Annotated in this window: 21 protein-coding genes; 14 read left to right on the top strand and 7 right to left on the bottom strand. The window is 71.1% G+C overall.

The features are described 5' to 3' along the window. Positions 1–2 precede the first annotated feature (2 nt). From AB0M82_RS14465 to AB0M82_RS14425, 9 genes are read left to right on the top strand one after another with little or no spacing between them, the layout of a single operon-like run. Positions 3–1,136 carry an SRPBCC family protein gene (locus AB0M82_RS14465; RefSeq protein ID WP_364721518.1) on the top strand — a complete coding sequence of 378 codons (1,134 nt, stop codon included), beginning with the start codon at positions 3–5 and terminating at the stop codon, positions 1,134–1,136. Next, positions 1,133–1,534, top strand: coding sequence for a gas vesicle protein GvpJ (gene gvpJ, locus AB0M82_RS14460; protein WP_364721516.1), 402 nt, complete (start codon positions 1,133–1,135; stop codon positions 1,532–1,534). Before AB0M82_RS14465 ends, gvpJ begins: the two co-directional genes overlap by 4 nt. A gap of 1 nt (position 1,535) precedes the next feature. Next, on the top strand, positions 1,536–2,300 hold the full coding sequence (locus AB0M82_RS14455; protein WP_364721514.1) for a GvpL/GvpF family gas vesicle protein: 765 nt from the start codon (positions 1,536–1,538) through the stop codon (positions 2,298–2,300). Positions 2,301–2,303: 3 nt separating this feature from the next. Beyond that, complete coding sequence (locus AB0M82_RS14450; RefSeq protein ID WP_364721512.1) at positions 2,304–2,570, top strand: gas vesicle protein GvpG; 267 nt, start codon at positions 2,304–2,306, stop codon at positions 2,568–2,570. Between the two features lie 6 nt (positions 2,571–2,576). Further along, positions 2,577–2,918: a gas vesicle protein gene (locus AB0M82_RS14445; protein WP_364721510.1), complete on the top strand. Its 342-nt coding sequence runs from the start codon at positions 2,577–2,579 to the stop codon at positions 2,916–2,918. 1 nt (position 2,919) lies between these two features. Next, positions 2,920–3,288, top strand: coding sequence for a gas vesicle protein (locus tag AB0M82_RS14440; protein WP_364721508.1), 369 nt, complete (start codon positions 2,920–2,922; stop codon positions 3,286–3,288). After that, a complete protein-coding gene (locus AB0M82_RS14435; RefSeq protein ID WP_364721506.1) occupies positions 3,278–4,063 on the top strand; it encodes a GvpL/GvpF family gas vesicle protein in 786 nt (261 codons plus the stop codon). The genes AB0M82_RS14440 and AB0M82_RS14435 overlap by 11 nt, the downstream gene beginning before the upstream one ends. Further along, positions 4,060–4,254 carry a gas vesicle protein gene (locus tag AB0M82_RS14430; protein ID WP_364721504.1) on the top strand — a complete coding sequence of 65 codons (195 nt, stop codon included), beginning with the start codon at positions 4,060–4,062 and terminating at the stop codon, positions 4,252–4,254. The genes AB0M82_RS14435 and AB0M82_RS14430 overlap by 4 nt, the downstream gene beginning before the upstream one ends. Then, a complete protein-coding gene (locus AB0M82_RS14425; RefSeq protein ID WP_364721503.1) occupies positions 4,247–4,534 on the top strand; it encodes a gas vesicle protein K in 288 nt (95 codons plus the stop codon). The genes AB0M82_RS14430 and AB0M82_RS14425 overlap by 8 nt, the downstream gene beginning before the upstream one ends. A gap of 63 nt (positions 4,535–4,597) precedes the next feature. Here AB0M82_RS14425 and AB0M82_RS14420 read toward each other — a convergent pair whose 3' ends face one another. From AB0M82_RS14420 to AB0M82_RS14400, 5 genes are read right to left on the bottom strand one after another with little or no spacing between them, the layout of a single operon-like run. After that, the gene (locus tag AB0M82_RS14420; protein ID WP_364721501.1) at positions 4,598–6,064 is read right to left on the bottom strand and encodes an amidase; all 1,467 of its coding nucleotides are present in this window, start codon (positions 6,062–6,064) and stop codon (positions 4,598–4,600) included. Next, a complete protein-coding gene (locus AB0M82_RS14415; protein WP_364721499.1) occupies positions 6,061–6,333 on the bottom strand; it encodes a hypothetical protein in 273 nt (90 codons plus the stop codon). The genes AB0M82_RS14420 and AB0M82_RS14415 overlap by 4 nt, the downstream gene beginning before the upstream one ends. Positions 6,334–6,338: 5 nt before the next feature. Next, positions 6,339–6,716, bottom strand: a complete 378-nt coding sequence (locus AB0M82_RS14410) for a hypothetical protein (protein WP_364721497.1) — start codon at positions 6,714–6,716, stop codon at positions 6,339–6,341. Between the two features lie 23 nt (positions 6,717–6,739). Beyond that, positions 6,740–9,853, bottom strand: coding sequence for an AAA family ATPase (locus AB0M82_RS14405; protein ID WP_364721495.1), 3,114 nt, complete (start codon positions 9,851–9,853; stop codon positions 6,740–6,742). Positions 9,854–9,913: 60 nt separating this feature from the next. Next, entirely contained in the window at positions 9,914–10,063 is a 150-nt protein-coding gene (locus AB0M82_RS14400; protein ID WP_364721679.1) for a zinc ribbon domain-containing protein, read from the bottom strand. A gap of 655 nt (positions 10,064–10,718) precedes the next feature. Here AB0M82_RS14400 and AB0M82_RS14395 point away from each other — a divergent pair. Further along, entirely contained in the window at positions 10,719–11,870 is a 1,152-nt protein-coding gene (locus AB0M82_RS14395; RefSeq protein ID WP_364721493.1) for a hypothetical protein, read from the top strand. 94 nt (positions 11,871–11,964) lie between these two features. Here the strand turns inward: AB0M82_RS14395 and AB0M82_RS14390 are convergent, their stop codons facing one another. Next, positions 11,965–14,259 (bottom strand): Orn/Lys/Arg decarboxylase N-terminal domain-containing protein, encoded by a 2,295-nt coding sequence (locus tag AB0M82_RS14390; RefSeq protein WP_364721491.1) that lies wholly within the window; start codon positions 14,257–14,259, stop codon positions 11,965–11,967. 367 nt (positions 14,260–14,626) lie between these two features. Continuing rightward, positions 14,627–15,157 (bottom strand): ester cyclase, encoded by a 531-nt coding sequence (locus AB0M82_RS14385; RefSeq protein ID WP_364721488.1) that lies wholly within the window; start codon positions 15,155–15,157, stop codon positions 14,627–14,629. 166 nt (positions 15,158–15,323) lie between these two features. Here AB0M82_RS14385 and AB0M82_RS14380 point away from each other — a divergent pair, with 166 nt between their 5' ends. The 4 genes from AB0M82_RS14380 (at position 15,324) to AB0M82_RS14365 (ending at position 21,381) form a co-directional block, all read left to right on the top strand. Beyond that, positions 15,324–15,500, top strand: a complete 177-nt coding sequence (locus tag AB0M82_RS14380; RefSeq protein WP_364721486.1) for a hypothetical protein — start codon at positions 15,324–15,326, stop codon at positions 15,498–15,500. A 91-nt stretch (positions 15,501–15,591) separates the two neighbouring features. Beyond that, positions 15,592–16,164, top strand: a complete 573-nt coding sequence (locus AB0M82_RS14375; RefSeq protein ID WP_364721484.1) for an NUDIX hydrolase — start codon at positions 15,592–15,594, stop codon at positions 16,162–16,164. A gap of 251 nt (positions 16,165–16,415) precedes the next feature. Continuing rightward, positions 16,416–19,649 (top strand): BTAD domain-containing putative transcriptional regulator, encoded by a 3,234-nt coding sequence (locus AB0M82_RS14370; protein ID WP_364721482.1) that lies wholly within the window; start codon positions 16,416–16,418, stop codon positions 19,647–19,649. A gap of 130 nt (positions 19,650–19,779) precedes the next feature. Further along, entirely contained in the window at positions 19,780–21,381 is a 1,602-nt protein-coding gene (locus AB0M82_RS14365; RefSeq protein ID WP_364721480.1) for a carboxylesterase family protein, read from the top strand. Positions 21,382–21,541: the final 160 nt, after the last annotated feature.

Below are 21,541 nucleotides of genomic sequence, written 5' to 3'. Positions count from 1 at the left end.
AAATGGCCACCAAGCAGCTGAAGGACGTCGTGGACAAGGTCAAGGACACGGCCTCGAGCTCGGCTGGCAAGGCCGGTGACGGCCAGTCGAACGAGCTTTCCGACGCACTGCGGCACCTGACGCAGGCCGCCGCGGGCCGGGCGGCCGGCTCGCTGACCAAGCGGATCAAGTCGACGTCCGGCCGTCTCAACGACTATGTGGAGGGAGGGGGTGGCGGCCTGGCCGAAGCGGTCACCGGCGCCAAACCCGGTGTGAAGGGCAAGGCGGCGATGGGAGCGGTGAAGGGGGGACTGTCCGGTGTCGTGGACAAGGTCAAGAACGCCTTCACCGGTGGTGGCGGCGGCGGAGGCAAGGGGCAGAAGCTCAAGCTCACCAACATCGTCGAGGAGATCGACATCGGTGCCCCGATCGACCTCGTCTACGACCAGTGGACCCGGTTCACCGAGTTTCCGCGGTTCATGAAGAAGGTCGACAGCGTCGAGCAGGTCAGCGACGAGAAGCTGGAGTGGAAGGCCCAGGTCTTCTGGTCGCACCGCAGCTGGGAGGCCACGATCCTCGAGCAGGTGCCCGATGAACGGATCGTGTGGCGCTCGAAGGGGGCGAAGGGCCACGTGGACGGCGCCGTCACCTTCCACGAACTCACCCCTGACCTGACCAGGGTGGTGCTGGTCCTCGCCTACTACCCGAAGGGCCTGTTCGAGCGCACCGGCAACCTCTGGCGCGCACAGGGGCGGCGGGCCCGGCTGGAGCTGAAGTTCTTCCGCCGGTACGTGATGACCGAGGCGCTCCTGCACCCGGACGACGTCGAAGGGTGGCGCGGCGAGATCAGAGACGGCCAGGTCGTGCCCGACGAAGAGGACGGCCAGTCCGACGAGGACGAATTCGACGAAGACGAAGGCGCGCCCGAGGAAGACGAAGCCGAGGAAGACGAAGCCGAGGAAGAAGAGCCCGAAGAAGACGAAGCCGAGGAAGAAGAGCCCGAAGAAGACGAAGCCGAGGAAGACGAAGCCGAGGAAGACGAGCCCGAGGAAGACGAGCCCGAGGAAGAAGAGCCCGAAGAAGACAAGCCGGAACCGCCCAAACGTCGCGAGCGGACCAGGGCGCGGGCCGGCGGAAAGCGAGGGACCACGCGATGACGACAGCCGTCCAGCCGTCCGGTGGGGGAGGCGGCCTCGATCGCCCGAGTTCGAGCAGCCTTGCCGACGTGATCGACACGATCCTGGACAAGGGCCTCGTGATCGACGCCTATGTCCGGGTGTCCCTGGTGGGCATCGAGCTGCTGACCATCGACGCCCGCGTCGTCGTCGCCAGCGTCGACACCTACCTCCGGTTCGCCGAAGCCGTGAACCGGCTCGACATCTCCGACACCGAGCAGAAGGGGCTGCCCGACCTGATCGAGGACATGAACCAGGGCGGCGCCAAGGCGAAGACCCAGGGCGCTCTCGAAGCGGCCGGCGACAAGCTCCGGGACCTCATCGGCGACGGCGAAGACCGAAAGCAGCCGGCCGGACGGCGGCGAAAGGGAGATGACTGAGATGGCGAACGAGACCGAGACCGCCGTCTACGTCTACGGCATCGTCCCCGCGGACGTCGAGACCGATCCCGACGCGCGTGGGGTCGGTGACCCGCCCGCCCCCGTCACGACCGTGCGTGGTGAACGAATCGCGGCGCTGGTGAGTGAAATTCCCCGGGACAAGCCACTCGGCAGGCCGGAAGACCTGACCGCGCACGCGGGCCTCCTGGACGCCGCCGCCGCCGAGGTCCCGGTGCTCCCGCTGCGCTTCGGCGCCGTGGTCTCCGACGAGGAAGCTGTCGTCGAGGAACTGCTCAAGGAGAACGAGGACGATTTCGCCGCCGCACTGGACGAGCTGGAAGGCAGAGCGCAGTACGTCGTCAAAGGCCGGTACGTCGAGAAGGCCATCCTGAGCGAGATCCTCGACGAGGACGAGGAGCTGGCGCGGCTGCGGGACGAGATCCGGGGCAAGCCGGAAGACGCCACGCGCGGCCAGCGGATGGAATTGGGTGAGCGGATCGGCCACGCCATCGCGGCCAAGCGCACTGCCGACACACAGCGGACGTTGGACGCCCTGAACGCGCTCGGGGTGCAGATCAGCCCACGGGAACCGACGCACGAACAAGAGGCCGTCCACCTCGCTTGCTTGGCCGAAACAGCCAAACAGGCCGACCTCGAGGCGGCGGTGGAAGAACTCGCCCGGGACTGGCAAGGCCGGGTCGAGGTGCGGTTGCTGGGTCCCCTTGCGGCATACGACTTCGTCGTAACCCAACGGCCCGGGGGGTAGGCGATGGGTTTGGTGGGCACGATCCTGGGGCTTCCTTTCGCTCCGGTGCGCGGCGTGCTGGCCGTGGCCGAGCTGATCCGCCAGCAGGTCGACGCTGAGCTGTACCACCCCGCGTCGGTCCGAAGCGAACTCGAGGCGGTGGCCGAAGCCCGAGCCCTCGGTGAAATATCGCCCGAGGAAGAGGCCGAGAGGCAGCAGCAGGTGCTGAACCGCCTGAACGTGTCGCCGGCCAACCCGTCTGATCCGCAGCCGAACGTAGAAAAGAGGTGATGACCGATGGCTCAGGGGAAGTCCCGCAGTGAAGCCGATCCCAGGCAGACGCCGGACCCCGATTCCGACGATGAAGCGGTTTCCGCGTCATCAGCGGCGACGTACGCGTTGCGATACGTCGCCGAGTTGATCACGAGCGAGCCGTCGATGGTCACCTCGGTCGAACCGGCGGACGACGACAGCTGGCTGGTGGAGGTGGAAGTCATCGAGGACCGCCGGATCCCGTCGTCGGGGGACATGCTCGCGCTCTACGAGATCGAGCTGGATCCCGACGGCGCCCTGCTCGCGTACCGCCGCACCAAGCGCTACTCGCGAGGCCGGGCCGGCACGGGGAACGGGGGGAGCTGACATGACTCCCGGACAACCAGTCGTCGCATCGGCCTCCCAGTCCGGCATCGGCTCGGCCGGCAACCACCAGCCGGCCAACCTCGGCGACATCCTCGAACGCGTTCTGGACAAGGGACTCGTGATCGCCGGGGACATCCAGATCAACCTGCTCGACATCGAGCTGCTGACGATCAAGCTCCGCCTCGTCGTCGCCTCTCTGGAAACGGCGAAGGAAGTCGGCATCGACTGGTGGGAAAACGACCCGTGGCTGACCGGCGAGGACAGCGGGGTCCGCGCGGAAAACCGGCAGCTGCGAGCCCGCATCGCCGAACTCGAAGCCGCGCCCGACACCGGGGAAGAGTCGACGCGGGACGAAGAAAGTGCGGGATGAAGAAGTGCCCGAACGGCAGGGCGTCTGGCTGTACGCCGTGACACGTGATCCGGCCCCTGAGGTCCTCGGCGAACTGACGGGCGTCTCGGCCGAGACCCCGCGGCTCGTCGAGGCGGCCGGGCTGGCCGCCGTCGTCGGTGACGTGCCGCTGAGCTCGTTCGGGGAGGCGGCGCTGCGCCGCAATTTCGAGGACCTCGACTGGTTGGCGCCCGTGGCGCGGGCGCACGACTCGGTGATCGTCGCCTTGATCGACCGAGGGCCAGCCATCCCGATACGGCTGGCGACCGTGTACCACGGCGACGACCGGGTGCGCCACCTCCTCGAGCACCGGGCGGTCGAGTTCACCCGCGCGCTCGACCAGGTCACGGGGAGGACCGAATGGGGCGTCAAGATCTTCCTCGCGCCCGCACCGGACCCGGTGCCCGCCGCCGGGGGGCCGTCCCCACGCGGGGCGGGGGCGGCCTACCTGGCCCGGCGGCGAGCGACGTTGAACTCCCGCGAACATCAGGAGCGGCGCGCCGTCGAGCAAGCGAACCGTGCGCACGCCGCGCTCGCCTCGCTGGCCGTCGACACTCGGACCCACCCGCCGCAGAGCAGGGCGCTCGCCGGCGAGGACGCCCGGATGATCCTCAACGGCGCATACCTGGTCGACAACGAGCACACTCTTCGATTCGCCGAGGCCACCGCGGCCTGCGATCAGGACAACGACGCGATCCTGGTGCGATTGACCGGTCCGTGGCCGCCGTACTCGTTCTCCGTCTTGGAGGAAGCATGACCCGATCCTTGCCCGTACCGGCCGCGGCCGAACGGCCGATCGCGCTCATCGACCTGCTCGACCGCGTTCTCGCCGGCGGTGTCGTGGTGAGTGGCGAGCTCACTCTGTCCATCGCGGACGTCGACCTCGTGCACATCTCCCTGCGCACACTGCTGACCTCGATCACAGCACTCCAGCCTCGCGATGACTGAGCCGGAGAAACGACGGATCAACGCCGATCCCGAGACAGCCGAACGCAGCCTGGTCAGCCTGGTGCTGACGGTGGTGGAACTGCTGCGGCAACTCATGGAGCGGCAGGCGCTGCGGAGAGTCGACCACGGCGACCTCACCGAGGCCCAGATCGAGGCGATCGGGCAGACGTTGCTGAATCTGGAAAACCGGATGGCCGAGCTGTGTGAACATTTCGGAATAGACCAGAGCGAGCTCAATCTCGACCTCGGGCCACTGGGGTCACTGTTTCCCGAAGATTGACCGCGAATACGGCTACGCGGCCGTGCTGGCCAAGCTGGACTTCCGCGGGCCGCGTATCGACGGCTACCGGCCACCGTGCCTCTGAGCGTGTACCGGCGGAAGGCGATCACGCCACGGGCGCGCCTGTTCGAGCTGTGAGGCGAGCCGGAACAGCGTGGCTTCGTCGCCGAACCGCCCGAGGAAGTGCACCCCGATCGGCAGGCCCTCGTCGTTCCACCACAGGGGAACGGACATCGCGGGATTGCCGGTGATGTTGGCGACCACGGCGGGATAGGCGACCGTGGGCGCGCCGTTTTCCAGCGCCCGCAGGGGTTCCTCGGCGGTCGAGGTGATCTCGCCGAGTACGGCGGGCGGGCGGGACATGGTCGGGGTGAGCCAGAGGTCGTACGTCCCCAGGAATCCGGCGACGGTGCGGCTGAACGCCTGGAGGTCTTCGATCGCCAGGAGGTACTGGGCGGCGCTCACCTGCCGGCCGGCGGCCCAGTAGGCGGCGGTCAGCGGCTCCAGTTCGCCGTCCGCGGGCTCGCGGCCGAGCTTGCGGATCCAGTAGCCGACGATCCAGGCGGTCGCCGCGTTGAACATCGTGCCGATCGCGCCGCCGACCACGGGAGTGAGGCCGGGCAGGTCCGCTTCGACGAGCTCGTGGCCGAGCGACTCGCACAGGGCAGTCGCGTCGTCGAGAGCCGCGAGGCAGTCGGGATGCCCCAGCGAGCCGTCCGGCAGGCGCCTGGTGAAGGCGATCCGGAGCCGCCCGGGGTCCGCGCCCACCTCCTCCCGGAACGGCCGCACCTGAGGCGGGGCCGGGTAGGGGTCGCCGGGCGCGGGTCCGTTGGTCGCGTCGAGCAGCGCCGCGCTGTCGCGCACCGAGCGCGTGATGGCGTGTTCGACGGCCGCGCCGCCGATGGCGTCGCCGTACTCGGGTCCGAGCGGGTTCCGCGCCCTGGTCGGCTTCAGCGCGAAGACACCGCAGGCGGACGCCGGAAAGCGCAGCGAGCCGCCGAGGTCGTTGCCGTGCGCCATCGGCACCATGCCGGACGCGACGGCGGCGGCGGAACCGCCGGACGAGCCGCTGGTCGAGCGCCCGGTGTCCCACGGGTTGCGGGTGGCGCCGTGGAGCGCGGGCTCGCAGGTGGGGACCATGCCGAACTCGGGGGTGTTGGTCTTGCCGATCAGCACCAGCCCGGCGCGCCGCAGCCGCACCACGAGCTCGGAGTCGAACCGGGAAACATTGTCGCGTAGAAACACCGACCCCTCGGTGAAGGGCACCCCGGCCACCTCGACGACCAGATCCTTCAGCAGGAACGGCACCCCCGCGAACGGCCCGTCGCCGGGTTCGCGCGCGGCCGCCACGGCCGCCACGGCCGCGTCAAACATCGGAGTGACGACCGCGTTGAGCTCCGGGTTGAGAGCCTCGATGCGTTCGATCGCCGCGGCGACGAGTTCCTCAGGACTGATTTCGCGGCGCCGCACCAGGTCCGCCTGGGCGGTGGCGTCGAGCGTGGCGAGTTCGGTGGCCGGGGTGGTGGTCATCGCGGGACCGTCGCACCGTGGACCTCGCCCAGCGGTTCGATCCGGGGCATCGGCAAGCCCGCCGCCGCGAGCGCGGTGCGGAATCCTTCGCCGGAGCTGAACTCGACGAACTCCTCGCGCGTCGGGCAGCCGTCGTACACGGTGATGCCGGTTTCGCGGCTGACGCAGGCGTGCAGGTCGAGCTTGGGCGGCAGCGTCGCCATCATCCGGTCGTACCCGGCCAGGAGCCGATCGGGATCGCCGTCGAAGTAGTAGGCGCTCAGGAACATCGTGATCACCGCGCCTTCGACGCTTCGAGGTTCGCGCCCACGACGGCCATGGTGGCGTCGAGCGCCTCGGTGGGGCTGAACTCGATCAGCTCGGTGCCGTCGAAGATCAGCGGCAGGTGGCCGGGGCCGCCGTAGTACGCGTCGCCCTGCTGGTAGACCTCGTCGTGGTCGGCGTAGCGGAAGATGACCTTGCCGCGCACGACGACGCCCCAATGCGGGCACTGGCAGCGGTCGCCGGGCAGGCCGTGGAACAGCGGGGCCGGATCCATGTCGGCCTTGTGCGTTTCGAAGGCGACGGTGTAGCCGCCCAGCTCGACGTAGCGGCCTTCGATGACGTCTTCGTCCAGCGACAAGGGTGCTTCGGCTTTGGCGGTGCGGGGCATGGCTGCCTCCTGGGTTCGGGTGCTTACCCCGATGAGGCGTGAGATTCGGTCGCACGATGTGCGGCGCCCAGTTCCCAGCGGCGTGGGGTCTCCGGTTCGTAGACGCAGACGGTGCCGGTCCGGATTGACGCGCGCAGGTGCCGTCCGAGCTCCGGGTGCACCCTCCCGATGCGGTCGATGGTCGCGCGGATCCGGGCGGTGACCGCGGTCCTGGCGCGTTCGGCGGGGGAGCCCGCGCGCCGGGGCCGCCCGCCCAGCCCGTAGGCCGCGGACAACTGGTCGACCAGGGCGTCCCGTTCGACGGCCAGCTTCGCCGACCGTTCGCTGTCGCCCGCCGCGTCGGCGTCGTCGGCTTCGGCGGTCAGCTCCCTCAACCGCTTCCGGTACGCCGCTCGTGCTGTCGCGTCGAGGACTTCGCCGAGATCACCCTCGGCGTGGACGTCCTCGCTCCTGGTGACCCCGGGCGAGCGGGCGGTCACCAGGTCGAGCGCGGGCACCGGAACACCGGGCCGGGCGAGGAGGCACGCGAGATCGCGCAGGCCCTTGCTTCCGGAGAGGCGGGCGTCGTGGCCACCGAACCGAAGCAGCCAGAGCACGCCGTCCTCGGCGAAGACGTCCGGACCGGCGGCCGGCGCGGACGCGCCCAGTTCCCGTTCGATGCGCCCGGCGAGCCAGGTGGCGCCTACCGACCGGGCCGCCGCCAACGCGGTTTCGGCGTGGGACTTCGCGACGTCGGCGTCGCCGGAAGCCTTGGCCAGCAAGGAGAGGTACCACGACACGGGCCCGCGCAGAGCCGCTCCGATGCCCTCCACGACGAAGCGGCCGGCGAAGGGGGACATCCAGGCGTACACGGGCCGGCAGAGCGGGTGATCGCCGATGATCGCGACGGTTTCGGCGATCTGCGAGAGCATCGGCAGCCATTCCGAGTCCCGAGGCGCTTCGCCCAGCCGCGGTGCCAGCGCCGACAACCGGTCCCGGGCTTCCGCCGCCCGACCCAGCTGGGCGGCCGCCAAGGCCAGCGTCACCCTCGGCCACACGCCGGCCAGGTCCTCGAGACCGGAATCGGCGATCAAGCGCTCGATCGCGGCGCGGTCCCCGGTGTCGGTGAGCAGGAACCAGCGCTGGGTGGTGGCGAGCATGAGGGCGTTGCCACTGCCCGCGCGGTGCCCCAGGTCCTCGACGGTGTCCAGTGCGGCCGCGCAGTCGTCGAACCTGCCCTCCGCCAGGGCGCGCATGCCGCGCCAGAGCGGCACGTACCAGTCGTGCAGCGGGTTCCCGGCCGGGCGTGCCGCGGTTTCGAACGCGAGCACTTCGGTGTCGGCCGCGGCGACCGCGCCGGTTTCGAGCAGGGCGACCAGTTTCAGCCGCCGCCCGAGCAGCTCCGGGCCGGCGTCGGGCAGGCGGCGCGCGAGGCCGATGATCTCCTCCGCCCAGCCGAGCCGTTCCGCGCAGTGTTCCGGCCCGGACCGGACGTCGCACTGCGCGGCCAGGGCCTGGACGAGCGCCGCGGGATCCTCGCTCTGTCGCGCGAGCCGCAGCGCTTCGGTTGCCCGCGCGGCCCGGCGCTCCAGGGGGTCGATCACCGTGGTGGCCACGGAAAGCCGGGCGAGCGTGGCGGCCAGCAAAGCCGGCTCGGCGGGGGAGAGCGCCCCGGCCGCCGCGGTGAGCAGGTCGATCTGCTCGCGGTCGAAGAGGTCGACCTCCAGTCCCGCGGGTCCGGAGCCGAGCCCGAGCGCGGCGTGGGCCAGCAGGTCCGCCCGCCCGGCGGTCCGAGCGAGCTCGGCGGCACGGAGGAAGTTCGCGCGGGCCCCGGCGCGGTCGCCCGCGCCGAGCCGGGCCGTGCCCTGGGCGAGCAGGAGATCGGCGCGCTCACTGTCGGTGGACGCCGTCGAGCGCGCCGCGTGCGCACTGCGTTCATACCACCGCAGAGCGTCGTCGTAGGCGAGCAGTTCGGCGGCTCGGTCCCCGGCGCGCCGGGCGGCTGCCGCGGCGGGCCCGGCGTGCTCCGGACCGGCGAGCAGCAGGTGGTGCGCGACCTCGGCCGGTCCGACGTCGCGGCCGCGTTCGGCCAGGCGCGCCAGCACTTCGGCCGCCTGGCGGTGCGAGGACGCCCGGGCCGACGGCGATTGGGCGAAATAGACCGCGTCCCGCAGCAGGTCGTGCCGGAACATCAGCAGGCCGGGCCCGAGATCGCCGAGCAGCCCGGCGTCGGAGGCGGCGGCCAGCAGGGCGCGCAACCGGCCGAGGGCGACGCCGGTCAGCTCGGCCAGCAGGTCGAGACGGACGCGGACGCCCAGCGTCGCGGCGGCGGCGAGCGCCTCGGCGCAGGCCGGTGGCAGGGCCGCGATCCTGGCCTCGACCGCCGCGCGCACCGACGGCGGAACGCCCTCGCCGGGCCCGCGGTTCGCCTGGTCGCGGATGAGCTCGGTGACCAGGAAGGCGTCACCGCCGGTCCGGCCGAGTACCGACTGGACCTCGTCGTCGGAGGGCCGGGTACCGGTCGCGGACGTCAGCAGGGCGCCCACGTCGTCCGGGGTCAGCGGCCCGACGCGCAGGCACAGCGCGCGCCCGAACAGGCTTGCCCGGGCCTCCACGCGCTCAGCCCAGGTGAAATCGTCGTCGCGAGCGGTGCCCAGGAGCAGGATCCGCGACGTCCGCGCGGTCGCGGCCAGCTCCAGCAGCAGGCGGAGGGTGGACGGATCCGCGGCGTGCACGTCGTCGAGCACGATGAGCAGGGGATCGGTGGCCGCGCACGAGCGCAGCAGCGCCGCGACTTCGCCGGTCAGCCGCAGCCGGGCGCCTTCGGGATCGGGGATCCGCGGCGGATCGGCGACCTGCCCGGCGATCAGCCCCTGGACGGCCGGCGAGGTACCGGCCAGCCGCCCGGCGGCACCCCCGGCGGTCACGAGATCCCGCACGATCAGCGACCACGGCCCGAACGCGACGCCGTCCCCGGGGCACCACGCCCAGACCGCACGCGTTGCCCCCGCCACCGCTTCGGCGGCCAGCCGGGTCTTGCCGGTCCCCGCGGGCCCGGTGAGCAGCACCAGCCCGCCGTGGCCGGAGCGTGCCCGCTCCAGCGCGGCGCCGATCTCGCCGAGGAGCGCGCCACGGCCGGTGAAGGGGAGTGCTTCCACCAGGGGAATGCCGGCACGCGGCGGCGGCTGGGAGGTGACCATGTTCTCACGGCCCTCGGATCAGGAACGGCCGGCGAATTCGTACGAGCAGTACTGACATTTCCGCGCGGCGAGCCGTACTTCGTTGGCGCAGTCCGGGCACGTCTTCAGCGGCGGCCGCGATTGTCGCGGATACGATGACGGTGTTGCGCATCCTGGCCAGGCCGTCACCGCCGCTCGAGAAGTACGTTCCGCCACCGATGGTCAACGTAGCGACACCGATGACGCCCAGGATGTTCAGACCGTCGACCACACTCTGGTTGACGATGCCCACGATCGCGGAAACGCCGCCGATCGCCGCCGCGAGTCCGTTGAGGGCCGCCGGCCAGGGTGATTTTTCGTCAGCGGTCATCGTGCTCACCGCGCCTTTCGACGGCAGTAGTGCCTTTGAGTCGCAAGCCGGCGCGGGCGCGTTACGTGGTCGCTCGACCGGGCGGTTTCCCTATCGCGCCCTGCACGTCCACCTGAGCCCGTCCGCAGCGCCGGCGGCCGCCTCGCCTGGGCTATCTACACCGGCCAGGCGTGTAGGCAGCGAAATCAATGCCCACGATCGCGGAAAACGCCGCCGATGGCCGCCGGCCAGGGTGATTAATACATTAGCTGAATCACTGCACCGAAGCCTTCCCGGACTCCGCATCCCGCGGAGGCGTTTCATCGGGATTTCATCAACTGCCCCTAGCGTCGTCCAGGGAACCCACAGACTCCGGAAGGAATACACGTGCGCAAGAGACCGAATGGTCGTGTCCTCAGCACCGCTACAGCGGCCGCCGTAGCGGTCACCGCCATGGGCTTGGCCTCACCGGCTGCCGCAGCACCTACCGGCACGATGGCGCCCCGGCCCGGCGACACCTGTACGGCGGCCGACCTCGGCGTACGCCACCCGTACATCAAGACCACCGAAGTGTCCCCGACGATCACCCACTTCAAGGGCTGGTACGTCACCCAGGGCACCACCGGCTACCAGAGCGTCACCACCAGCACCCAGACCACCATCTCGGTCACCGTCGGCGGCAACGGCACCGTTCAGGGCAGCTTCGCCGCCGAGACCCTCGGCACCGTCGGCGCGACGCTGGGCCTGAACGTTCAGGTCAACTACACCTCCACCAGCAGCGAGTCGACCACGGTCACGTGGAACTTCACCCAACCCGGCTACTACGGCGTCTACAAGGGCACCAAGAAGGTCACCGGCACCTACGGAAGCCTCAACTGCAACCGCGCCCAGAAGGGCGACGGCAGCTGGGCCTTGAAGTGGATCGAGGGGCCCGGCAGCGGCAGCTTCACCACCTACACCACCCTTGAGGAAGGCGCGGTGCGCTGCGAGGACACCGTGCCCGCCAACAGCATCATGGCCAAGGCGAAGGGGCTCCTTGACTGCGGCTCGCCCGCCGCGCGGGCCGAGCATCCGGCGGGTGCGGTGGCGCCGACGGCGAAGCAGACGCAGGACCGTCTCGTGCGGCACCCGGCCCCCACCGCCGACGGCACGCCCGCCGGGCAGCCCAAGGCCGCCGGGGGCAGCGCGCGGGCCGCTCTCAACTGCGAGCCCGGCGCCTACAAGCTCGACGTCCCCGGCATGCCCCTGAACTGGAGTGCGCCGCTCCTGGCCAACGACGGCATCCGCCTGCGCGAATCTTCGTTCTTCAGCGCCCACCTGGACAACTGGCGGCTGTGCGACGTGACGGAGAACAACGGGGTCCTCGAGGCGTCCCTGTGGAACTGGGGCAACGGCGGATGCGCGACCATCCCGGCGGACATCGCCAACCAGGAGCGGGCCCACCTCACGACGGCCACCTGCGGGCAGGACGACCTCCAGCGGTTCTACATCTACCGTGACGTGCCCGGCAGCCCGAAGATCGGTGTGCAGAACAAATACACCGGCTCGATGATGGGCCACGACCGGTACGCGGATGGGGAGCTGATCCGCCAGTACTCCAGCGGCAGGCAGGACGGCACGGGCACGTACACCATGACCGGAGTCTGACGGCCTCCCCGTGAGCGCGGCCCCGCATGTGAACCCATGCCTCCCGGTTTCGTGCGGGGCCGTTTGTCTCCGGCACAGTGGCCGGAGCCCGCGGTCAGCCGGTGCGGAGGCAGGTGATCCAGTAGTCGCCGTCCGGGTCCCGCGTGACGCCGTGGGTTTCGCTGGGGAACCCCGGGAAGTGCCGGTCGAAGTCCTCGAGGGCACGCAGGTAGCGCAGGGTCGGCTCGTCGTGCCCGCCGGCGTTCTCGCCCGGCATGAGGACCGGGATGCCGGGCGGGGTGGTGACGACCTGCGTGGCGACCGTGCGGTGGGCGAGCTCGGCGAGGCGGACCGGTTCGGTGCCGCCGCGCAGCAGGCGCTGGTAGGTCTGCGCCGGAGTCAGCTCGGGGCGCGGCGGGTGGGTGAACGCCGCGTCGAGCAGCGGGATGAGGTCGCTCTTGCGCAGGTGGGCGTGCATCTGGTCGCACAGGTCACGCAGGGTGAGGTCACCGTAGCGGGCGGGATGGGTCCCGGCCAGGGCAGGCAGGACTTCGGTGAGGCGCGCGCCGGTGTCGTAGAGCGCTTTGAAGTCGAGGAGCCCGTCGACGAGCGTGCCCCACTTGCCCTTGGTGATGCCCAGGGAGAAGAGGATCAAGCAGGTGTAGGCGTCGGTCTTCTCGACGACGATGCGCCGGGTCTCGAGGTAGGCGGTGAGGATCCGCGCCGGGATGCCCTGCTCGGCGGCGGTGCCGCGGGCGTCGGTGCCCGGGCAGGTGACGCTGACCTTGATCGGGTCGAGCAGGCAGTAGCCCGTCTCCAGCCCGGGGAAGCCGTGCCAGGCCGCACCCGGCTCGAGGCTCCAGCAGGCGGGTTCGGACCGCAGCAGGTCCAGCGGGGCGTCCGCGAACGCGTAGCGCTGCCCGGTCGCCGGGTCGCCGACCTCGTCCGGTTGCCACGTGCCGAAGAACCAGGCGGGCCGGTCTCCCGCCTCGGCGATGCGGCGGCCGATGCGGGCCACCGCCTGCCGGAACCGGATGGCCTCGGTGACGGCCTCGTCGACCAGCCACCGGCCGCCCGGCCCGTCCATCATGCCGGCGGCGACGTCGAGCCCGGCGATCATCGGGTACAGCGGCGACGTCGTGGCGTGCATCATGAACGTCTCGTTGAACTGCCGGTGGTCGACCGGCGACCGGGGCGAGTTCTTGACGTGCAGCATCGCGCTCTGGGACATCGCGGCGAGCAGCTTGTGGGTGGACTGGGTGCTGAACACGGTGGGCCGGACGGCGTCAGGCACCGCGCCGGAGTCCACGGCCATGCCGTACCGGCGGGCGTAGAGGGGGTGGAACCGGGCGTAGGCGAACCACGCCTCGTCCAGGTGCAGCCGGGGCACGCTGGCCCCCAGCAGCTCGGCGACGCGGACCGCGTCGTAGCACAGGCCGTCGTAGGTCGAGTTGGTGATCACCGCGTACACCGGGTCCGGCGCGGCGGCCCCGGCCGCGAGCGGGCTGCCCGGCACGAGCTCGGCGACCGATTCGCGGCTCAGCGCGGCGGGCGGGATCGGGCCCATCAGCCCGTAGCCGTTCCGCGTCGGCACGAGGTAGACCGGGCGGCCGCCGGTCAGTGTCAGTCCGTGGTAGATCGCCTTGTGGCAGTTGCGGTCGACGAGGACCAGTTCGTCGTTGGCGATGCTGGCGTGCAGGGCGAGGCGATCGCCGGTGGAATCGCCGTGCAGCACGAAGTACGTCAGGTCGGCGCCGAAGATCCGGGCGGCGTTGCGCTCGGCGTCGCCGATCGGCCCGGTGTGCTCGAACAGCGAGCCCAGTTCCGCCACGGAAATCGAAAGGTCGGTGCGGAACAGCCGTTCACCGTAGTAGTCGAACAACGCGCGCCCGACCGGTGACTTCAGGAACGCCACGCCGCCGGCGTGGGCGGGGGTGTGCCACGAGTATTCGTGGGTGTCTTCGAACCGGCACAGTTCCCGGAAGAACGGCGGCAGGATTTCGTTCCGGTAGCGGCGGGCGGCCACGCCGACGCGGCCGGCGATGAACCCCGGCGTGTCCTCCAGCAGCCACACGTACCCGCAGATCACTTCGGACACCCACAGCGGCAGGTCGTCCACCGAGGCCGAGGCGGTCACCAGGAACACCGGAAGCCGGGTGAACCGGCTCATCACCGCTTTCAGCACGGCCTCGGCGGGCGCGTCCTGCTCGCCGTCGCCGTCCCAGCTCACCAGCGCGGCGGTGAGATCGGCCCGGCTCTGCACGAAGGCCAGCGCGTCGTCGTCGGTGCCGGCGCGCACGACGTCGTGCCCGTCCTCGGCAAGGTGCTCGCAGATCTGCGCCAGCTGCGCGTCGAGCACCGATCCCGGCGGGATGTCGTCCAATGCCAGCAGAACCGTCGAACCAGCCACGGGGATTTCCTTTCCGGAAGCGAATTCTCAGGTATAGCCGCTGGCGGGGCGCGCCGTCGATCGACCGAAAGTTTGACGATTCTTACTCTTTCGGGGAATTTCCGGCGAAATCGCTCCTGCGGGTAGCGGCACACTCACACTTTCGGGTCGGCGCGACGGATGGTGATCACAATCGTCACCACATCGGGGCGCGCTTGCCCGGTCGGTGTGAAGCGCCCCCAAGGTGGCCGCACCGGGGCGCATGAACCCGGCCGTCACAGCACTAATCAGCGGACGCGGCTGCCCTTGCGGCGACAACGAGCACAGTGTCGCGGTATGCGTCCTTTCTCGAAGTCGCGTTTGGTCGGCGAGAGGTTCGCACGGGCCGCTAACCGGGCAGGTGAATGACACCAAGTTGCACCATCAGGCCGAGGTCATCGCGACCTGACCAGTGTTCGGCCAGCTGACCGTCGTGCACGCGGTGGACCGCGACAGCGGATTGTTGTATTTCTCGCCCTGTGGCGACGAGCCCGCCCGGGAGGTTCCCCGTGTGCTTGCCGTAGGCGGTCAGCCTGGTCACCACCTTGTCGCCCTCCGCGACCTGGTCCTCGACCTCGTGGCGGCCCGGAGTTGCTTCCCAGAAGATCTGCAACGCCTGTTTCAACCCAGCGCGTCCCTGTTCGAGCCCAGGGAACGGAGGTGGATTGTGGTCGACGTACTCTTCGGCGACAAGGTGATCCATGGCGTCGAGGTTCCCGGCGTCAATCTCTGCGTAGAACCGGCGCACCAAGGCCTTGTTGGTTTCCTGCAGTGACATGTGACCGCCTCGCCTCGTCATCGGTTTCGCCTCGGCCAGGTGCTGAGGACTACCGCCCTTGATGCGGTTCAAGAACAATCGCTGATCGACCCAATAGTCCATGGGAGGCCGCCCACTCGCAACTCGCTCGCGGACTTCATCGCCGACCACGATTGAGCGGCGGGTGTCAGGCTGAAATGGGTCCGCGTCGGTGCCGGAGTGCGGAGCCGCCGCTGCGCCCTGGCACCCGGCCCGACGGCCGTCGGCGGCCTTGCCCGGGTCGAGTGCGGTGGAGGACTCTCCGGGGGCGGCGAGCGCATCGCGCTCATGCTCCCCGAGGGGCGCCGTCGAGCTGGGCTTCCACGTCTACCTGGGCTTCGAGGCCATCCCCCAGGTGCAGACGCTGCAGGACATCGAGCGGTTGATCTGCGAATCGCGCGAGAAGTACGCCGCGCGCGCGTCCTGAGTGCGGAGGACGGGCTGACCGTGGTCTCGCCGAGCACGTGACCCGACGTCGGTCACCGGCGGACTCGGCGGGCTGGGTAGCCTCGCCGCGCATGAACCAGGTTTGGCTACCGCCCGCCGAGTACTACGCGACGCTGCCCAAGCAGATCGCCAGCGCCGGGGTGATCTTCCGCGACACCGAAGGCCGCGTCCTGCTCGTCGAGCCCACCTACGGCGCCGAGACCTGGGAGCTCCCTGGCGGCGGACTCGACGGCGGCGAGTCCCCGTGGGCGGGCGCGCGCCGGGAGATCAAGGAAGAACTCGGATTCGACCTGCTGCCCGGCCGGCTACTGGTCGTGGACTGGGTTCCGCCGCAGCCCGACGGCCGCCCCGCCCTGACGAACAACCTGTTCGACGGCGGCGTCCTCGACGACGACCAGATCGCCGCGCTACGCCTCGCCGACGGCGAGCTGAAGCGCTCGAAGTTCGCCACCCGAGACGAGGCCGCGGGGATGCTCCGGCCGCACATGGCGCGCCGTGTCGCCGTGTGCCTCGACGTCGTGGACACCGGCCGGACCGCCTACCTCGAGAACGGGTTCGATCCGCGGCCGAGTTCTTCCTTCGCGGCTGGTAGTGCACGCGCCGGGGGCGGTAGCACGCGAGTGTCTTCAGGTCCGCTTCCGTGAAATCCCCGGTCCGGGGCGCCGACGGCACGTTTTGGGTGGGCGCGAAACGTTTTCGAGTCGGTTGACGGTGCTCGCGCGCCGCTGGCACGTTCGCGTCGACGAGAGTGGCTTCACCCGGCTGGGGATGGCGACGGTGACCAATCGAGCACTTTTCGTCACTGGAGCTGAACTTTACTGGGGAAGGCGGACGCCCGCATGACGAACCACGAGGGTCGGAGACACCGGTTCCTTCCGCGCGCCGGGGGTCGTTGGTGACCGTCGACGAAGTCTCGTACGGGTCCACCCCGGCACGGGGCCGGCCCGCCGGCCGGGCCCCCGTGCTGACCCTGCCCCCGTTCGCGGAGCTCAGGTACCGGCTGCTCGGTCCGGTCGCGGCCGTCGGCGTCGACGGTCCGGTGCGGCTGGGCGGCCCGAAACAGCGGACGGTGCTGGCCGCGTTGCTGCTCAACGCCAACCAGGTCGTGTCCGAGGACCAGCTGATCGACCTGCTGTGGGAGGACCGGCCGCCGGCGAGCGCGCGCGGGCAGCTGCAGGTCCGCGTCTGGGAGCTGCGGAAGCTGCTCGGCCGCGAGGTGATCGTGCGCCGCGAACCCGGGTACCTCATCGAGGTCCGGCCGGGTGAGCTGGACACCGAGCTCTTCGACGACTTCACCAAGGACGCCCGCCGGCTGATCGACGGCGGGGAGCTGCGCCGCGGTGTCGAGCGCCTGCGCGCGGTCCTCGAGCTGTGGCAGGGCCCGCCGCTGGGCGGCGTCACCGACGCGCTCGTGCGGCGCAGCGGCCAGATCCTGGCGGAGCAGCGGATGACCGTGCTCGAGACGCTGTTCGACGCCGAACTCGCCACCGGCCGGCACGCGCACGTGGTGCGGGAGCTGCGCCACTTCGTCGACGAGTACCCCTTCGGCGAACGGTTGCAGGAGCAGCTGATGCTCGCGCTGCAGCGCTCCGGGCGCACCCCCGAGGCGCTCGAGGTCTACACGGCGACCCGCGAGCGGCTCGACGCCGAACTGGGCGTCGAGCCCGGGGAGCGGCTGCGGGCCATGCACCTGCTGGTGCTCACGGGCGCCGGGGACGAGCCGCCCGCGCCGCCGCCCGCCGCGCCGGCCGGCGAGGTCGTCGCGCCGTCGCGGCCCGCCGAGCTGCCGCGTGACGTGCGCGGCTTCGCCGGGCGGACCGAGCAGCTGGCGCAGCTGGACCACCAGCTCGCCGCGCGGGCCGGGGCGTATGCCTCGGACGTCTGGATCGTGCACGGCATCCCCGGCGTCGGAAAGACCGCGCTCGCGCTGCACTGGGCCCACCGCGTCCGCGACCGGTTCCCCGACGGGCAGCTGTACGTGAACCTGCGCGGGTTCGACGCCGACCGCGAGCCGATGGAGCCGGCGGTGGCGCTGGCCCAGCTGCTGCGCGCCCTCGGCGCCGACCCGCGGCGGATCCCCGAAGAGGTCGACGCGCAGGCCGGGCTCTACCGGTCGCTGCTGGCCGAGCGCCAGGTGCTGCTGGTGCTCGACAACGTCCGCGACGCCGAGCAGATCCTGCCGCTGCTGCCGCCGACCGGGACCGTGCTGGTCACCAGCCGGCACCGGCTCGGCAGGCTGATCGCCGAGTTCGGCGCGTTCTCGCTCGGCCTCGGCGCGCTCACCGACGCGGACTCCCGGGCGCTGCTCGGCGGGGTGCTCGGCGAGGGCCGGGTGGCCGCCGAACCGGCCGCGGCCGGCGAGCTGGCGCGGCTGTGCGGGCACCTCCCGCTGGCGCTGCGGATCGCCGCGGCGAACATCGCCACCGGCCCGGGCACCACGGTCGCGGCGATGGCCGCCGACCTCGCCAAGGGCGACCGGCTGAAGCAGCTCGTCCTCGACGGGGCCGACGAAAGCGCCGTGACGAGGGCGTTCGCCGTCTCCTACCAGGCCCTCGCCCCCGAGTTGCGGCGGCTGTTCCGGCTGCTCGGCCTGGCGTCCTGCCCCGACTTCACCGCCCGTGGCGCCGCGGCGTTGACCGGTGACCCGGTCGAGACGGTGACGCGGCAGCTGCGGCTGCTGGCCGCGGCGCACCTGGTCGAGCAGCACGTGGCCGGCCGCTACCGGCTGCACGACCTGCTGCGGGCGTACGCGCTGCGGCAGGCCGGCGCGACCGAGCCCGCGCCGGCGCGGGCCTGTGCCTGGCGGCGGTTCGTCGAGCTGTACCTCTCGGGCGCCGACGCCGCGGAGCGGATCTTCGGCCGACGGCACGACCCGCGGCTGCCGCGCGAACCCGCCGTCGTGCCGGCGAACCCGATCTCCTTCGCCGACTCGGCCGAGGCCGCGGCCTGGCTCGACGCCGAGCACGAGAATCTCTCCGCCGTCGTCACCCAGGCCGTGACCGACGGGCCGTACCCGGTCGCCTGGTACCTCGCGGACGCCGTGCGCGCCTCGTTCTACCACCGGGGACGGCGGGTGGAGTGGGTCGAGCTCGCGACGAAGGTCCTGGCCGCGGCGCGCCGGCTCGGCGTGCCGGCCGTGGAAGCCGTCACCGCGCAGAGCATCGGGCTGGCGTTCGTCCACCGGGAACGGCACGAACAGGCCGTCGAATGGATGACCGAGGCGCTGCGCGTGTTCGAGCGGGTGGACTGGCCGGAGGGCAAGGCCGCCGCGCTCAACGCGTCCGCCATCGCGCTGCGCGTGGCCGGCCGGTTCGACGAGGCGGCCGAGCAGTTCGAACGCGCGCTGGACCTGCAGCGCGAGTGCGGTTACCGGCTCGGGCAGGTGAGCGTGCTCAACAACCTCGCGTCGGTCCACCGGCAGCGGTGCCTGCTCGACGCGGCCCGCGCGTGCCTCGACGAGGCACTGGAGCTGGCGGTCGAGGAGGGCTACCAGCTCGGCGAAGCGGTGGTGCTGGTCGGGATCGGTGTCGTCCAGCGGCTGCAGGGCGACCTCCCCGGCGCGCGGCGGACGCTGACCCGCGCGTTCGACCTGCACCAGGCGCACTCCCACCCGTACGGCCAGGGTTCGGCGCTGTGCGGGCTGAGCCTCGTCTCGACCGACCTCGGCGAGTTCGAGCAGGGCCGCGCGCAGGCGGCCCAGGGGCTGGAGATCGCCCGGCAGGAACAGAACCGCGAAACCGAGGTCGGCGCGCTCAACGCGCTGGCCCGCGCCGAAGCCGCGCTCGGCGAGACGGACTCGGCGGTGCGCCACCAGCGGGAGGCCGTGGTGGTGGCCCGCCACTGGGGTTCGCCGTGGCACGTGGCCGAAGCGCTGTCCGGGATGGCGGCGGTGCACGGGGCCCGCGGAGACCACGCGGAGGTCCTGCTCGTGGGGGCGGAAGCCCTCGAGCTGGCGCGCACCGGCGGCCTGCGGCTGATCCAGGTGCGCTGCCTGCTGGCGCTGGCCCGCGCCCAGGCCGGGCTGGGACGCCGGGACGAAGCCCGTCGCCTGTGCGAAGAGGGTTTGAAGCTCTCCACCGGACTCCCGGCGCTCGAAGACCGGGCCCGGCAGGTCCTGTCCCGCCTCTGATCCGACCGTCCCGAGGCGGCCTTCCGAAGGCCGCCTCGGGACGGCGCTCCCAGCCGCGGGGAAGTGGTTTGGAAGTGCCCGCCCCTACCTTTCGCTCGTCCCTTCCGGCGAGAGAAACTTCGGAGCTTCGATGAGATGGGGTAGAGCCATCGCCGCGGCCGGTGCCGTGGTGGCGGTCGCGATGGCGGGGGTTGCCGGTCCGGCGGCCGCCGTCGAGGAGAAGTACGTCGGCGACCTGGCGCTCACCGAGACCGGCGTGGTCCGCGGGGCCGCGGCCACCGATCTCGTGACGTTCAAGGGAGTGCCGTACGCCGCGCCGCCGGTCGGGTCGCTGCGCTGGAAGACGCCCCAGGCCGCGAAAGCGTGGGACGGCGTCCTCGACGCCACGCAGTTCCGCAGCCAGTGCGCGCAGCTGGGCGGCCTCGGCGGGATCGTCGAGTCCTATCAGGAGGACTGCCTCTACCTGAACGTCTTCGCGCCGAAGACGTCCGGCGTCAAGCCGGTCGTCGTGTGGTTCTACGGCGGCGGCTTCCAGAACGGCACCAGCTCGACCTACGACGCCGCGCGCCTGGCCACCCAGGGCGACGTCGTGGTCGTCACGGTCAACTACCGCGTCGGCGTGCTCGGTTTCCTCGCCCTGCCCTCACTCGACGGCGAAACGCCCGGCGTGCAGTCCGGCAACTTCGGCATCCAGGACCAGCGCGCCTCGCTGAAGTGGGTGCAGCGCAACATCGCCGGGTTCGGCGGCAACCCGGGCAACGTCACCATCGCCGGCCAGTCCGCCGGGGCCGGCGCGGCGTGCATCCACCTGACCTCGCCCGCTTCGGCCGGGTTGTTCCAGCGCGCCATCGGCCAGACCTACGGCTGTGGTTCCCCGCTGCTGACCAAGGACGCCGCCGAGACCATGGGCACCACTGTGGCCACACAGTTCGGCTGCGCCGACGCCGCCACCGCCGCGACCTGCCTGCGCGGCCAGACCGACGTCAAGGCGCTGATGCAGGCCTGGCCGCCGCTTCCGCAGGGCCCGGTCGTGGGCGGCAGCGAACAGCCACTGCAGCCGATCGACGCCTTCCGGCAGGGCAAGTTCAACCGCGTGCCGATGCTGTGGGGCAACAACCGCGACGAGATGCGGATGATCGTCAGCATCCAGTACGACGCCTCGGGCAACCCGGTCACCGCCGAGTCGTACCCGCAGATCATCCGGAACACCTTCGGAGTGGACGCCGACCGCGTCCTGGCGCGCTACCCCGCGTCCGCCTACCCGACGCCGGGGCTCGCCCTTTCGGCGGTGCTGAGCGACGCCGGTGACGACCAGCTCGCCACCTGCCAGCACGTCACGGCCTACCGGGCCGCGATCGCCGGACAGGCCAAGCTGTTCGTCTACCAGTTCTCCGACCGCACCGCGCCGCCGGTGGTGGACATCCCCGGCTTCGACGAGGGTGCCGAGCACGGCGCGGAGCTGAACTACCTCTTCCCGAAGTTCACCGGCGCGACGCTCAACACGCAGCAGCAGGCGCTGGCCGACCAGATGGTCCGGTACTGGTCGACGTTCGCCCGCACCGGTGACCCGAACGCTTCGGGCCTGCCGGCGTGGCCGCGGTTCACGACGGGAACGGCCCGCGACGCGCTGTCGCTGGACCTCGTGTCGGCCGGCGGCAACCAGAAGATCGACCTGGCGACCCGTAGCCAGTGCGACTTCTGGGCGACCGTGCCACCGCCTCCGGGCGCCTGAAACCCGTTGGTGCCGAAGGGGACCGCCCGCGAGGGTGGTCCCCTTCTTCGTGTCCGGACCGTGCCACGGATCGCGTCGCTTCCATCGCGGCCGGTGACTTTCAGCGCCGGGGAAGCCGGTGGAAGCGAAGCAGAAGCCGCCCGTTCTAGTTTTTCCCCGT

Source organism: Amycolatopsis sp. NPDC051128 (assembly GCF_040682715.1).
GTDB lineage: Bacteria > Actinomycetota > Actinomycetes > Mycobacteriales > Pseudonocardiaceae > Amycolatopsis.
Note: the sequence above shows the minus strand (reverse complement) of the source record. Positions and strands in the feature narration are given on the sequence as shown.

Bases quoted from the DNA above. Each gene is read 5' to 3' on its own strand.
- AB0M82_RS14465 (WP_364721518.1), top strand. From the start codon at position 3: ATGGCCACCAAGCAGCTGAAGGACGTCGTGGACAAGGTCAAGGACACG.
- gvpJ (WP_364721516.1), top strand. From the start codon at position 1,133: ATGACGACAGCCGTCCAGCCGTCCGGTGGGGGAGGCGGCCTCGATCGC.
- AB0M82_RS14455 (WP_364721514.1), top strand. From the start codon at position 1,536: ATGGCGAACGAGACCGAGACCGCCGTCTACGTCTACGGCATCGTCCCC.
- AB0M82_RS14450 (WP_364721512.1), top strand. From the start codon at position 2,304: ATGGGTTTGGTGGGCACGATCCTGGGGCTTCCTTTCGCTCCGGTGCGC.
- AB0M82_RS14445 (WP_364721510.1), top strand. From the start codon at position 2,577: ATGGCTCAGGGGAAGTCCCGCAGTGAAGCCGATCCCAGGCAGACGCCG.
- AB0M82_RS14440 (WP_364721508.1), top strand. From the start codon at position 2,920: ATGACTCCCGGACAACCAGTCGTCGCATCGGCCTCCCAGTCCGGCATC.
- AB0M82_RS14430 (WP_364721504.1), top strand. From the start codon at position 4,060: ATGACCCGATCCTTGCCCGTACCGGCCGCGGCCGAACGGCCGATCGCG.
- AB0M82_RS14425 (WP_364721503.1), top strand. From the start codon at position 4,247: ATGACTGAGCCGGAGAAACGACGGATCAACGCCGATCCCGAGACAGCC.
- AB0M82_RS14420 (WP_364721501.1), bottom strand. From the start codon at position 6,064: ATGACCACCACCCCGGCCACCGAACTCGCCACGCTCGACGCCACCGCC.
- AB0M82_RS14415 (WP_364721499.1), bottom strand. From the start codon at position 6,333: ATGTTCCTGAGCGCCTACTACTTCGACGGCGATCCCGATCGGCTCCTG.
- AB0M82_RS14410 (WP_364721497.1), bottom strand. From the start codon at position 6,716: ATGCCCCGCACCGCCAAAGCCGAAGCACCCTTGTCGCTGGACGAAGAC.
- AB0M82_RS14395 (WP_364721493.1), top strand. From the start codon at position 10,719: ATGGCGCCCCGGCCCGGCGACACCTGTACGGCGGCCGACCTCGGCGTA.
- AB0M82_RS14385 (WP_364721488.1), bottom strand. From the start codon at position 15,157: ATGGACTATTGGGTCGATCAGCGATTGTTCTTGAACCGCATCAAGGGC.
- AB0M82_RS14375 (WP_364721484.1), top strand. From the start codon at position 15,592: ATGAACCAGGTTTGGCTACCGCCCGCCGAGTACTACGCGACGCTGCCC.
- AB0M82_RS14365 (WP_364721480.1), top strand. From the start codon at position 19,780: ATGAGATGGGGTAGAGCCATCGCCGCGGCCGGTGCCGTGGTGGCGGTC.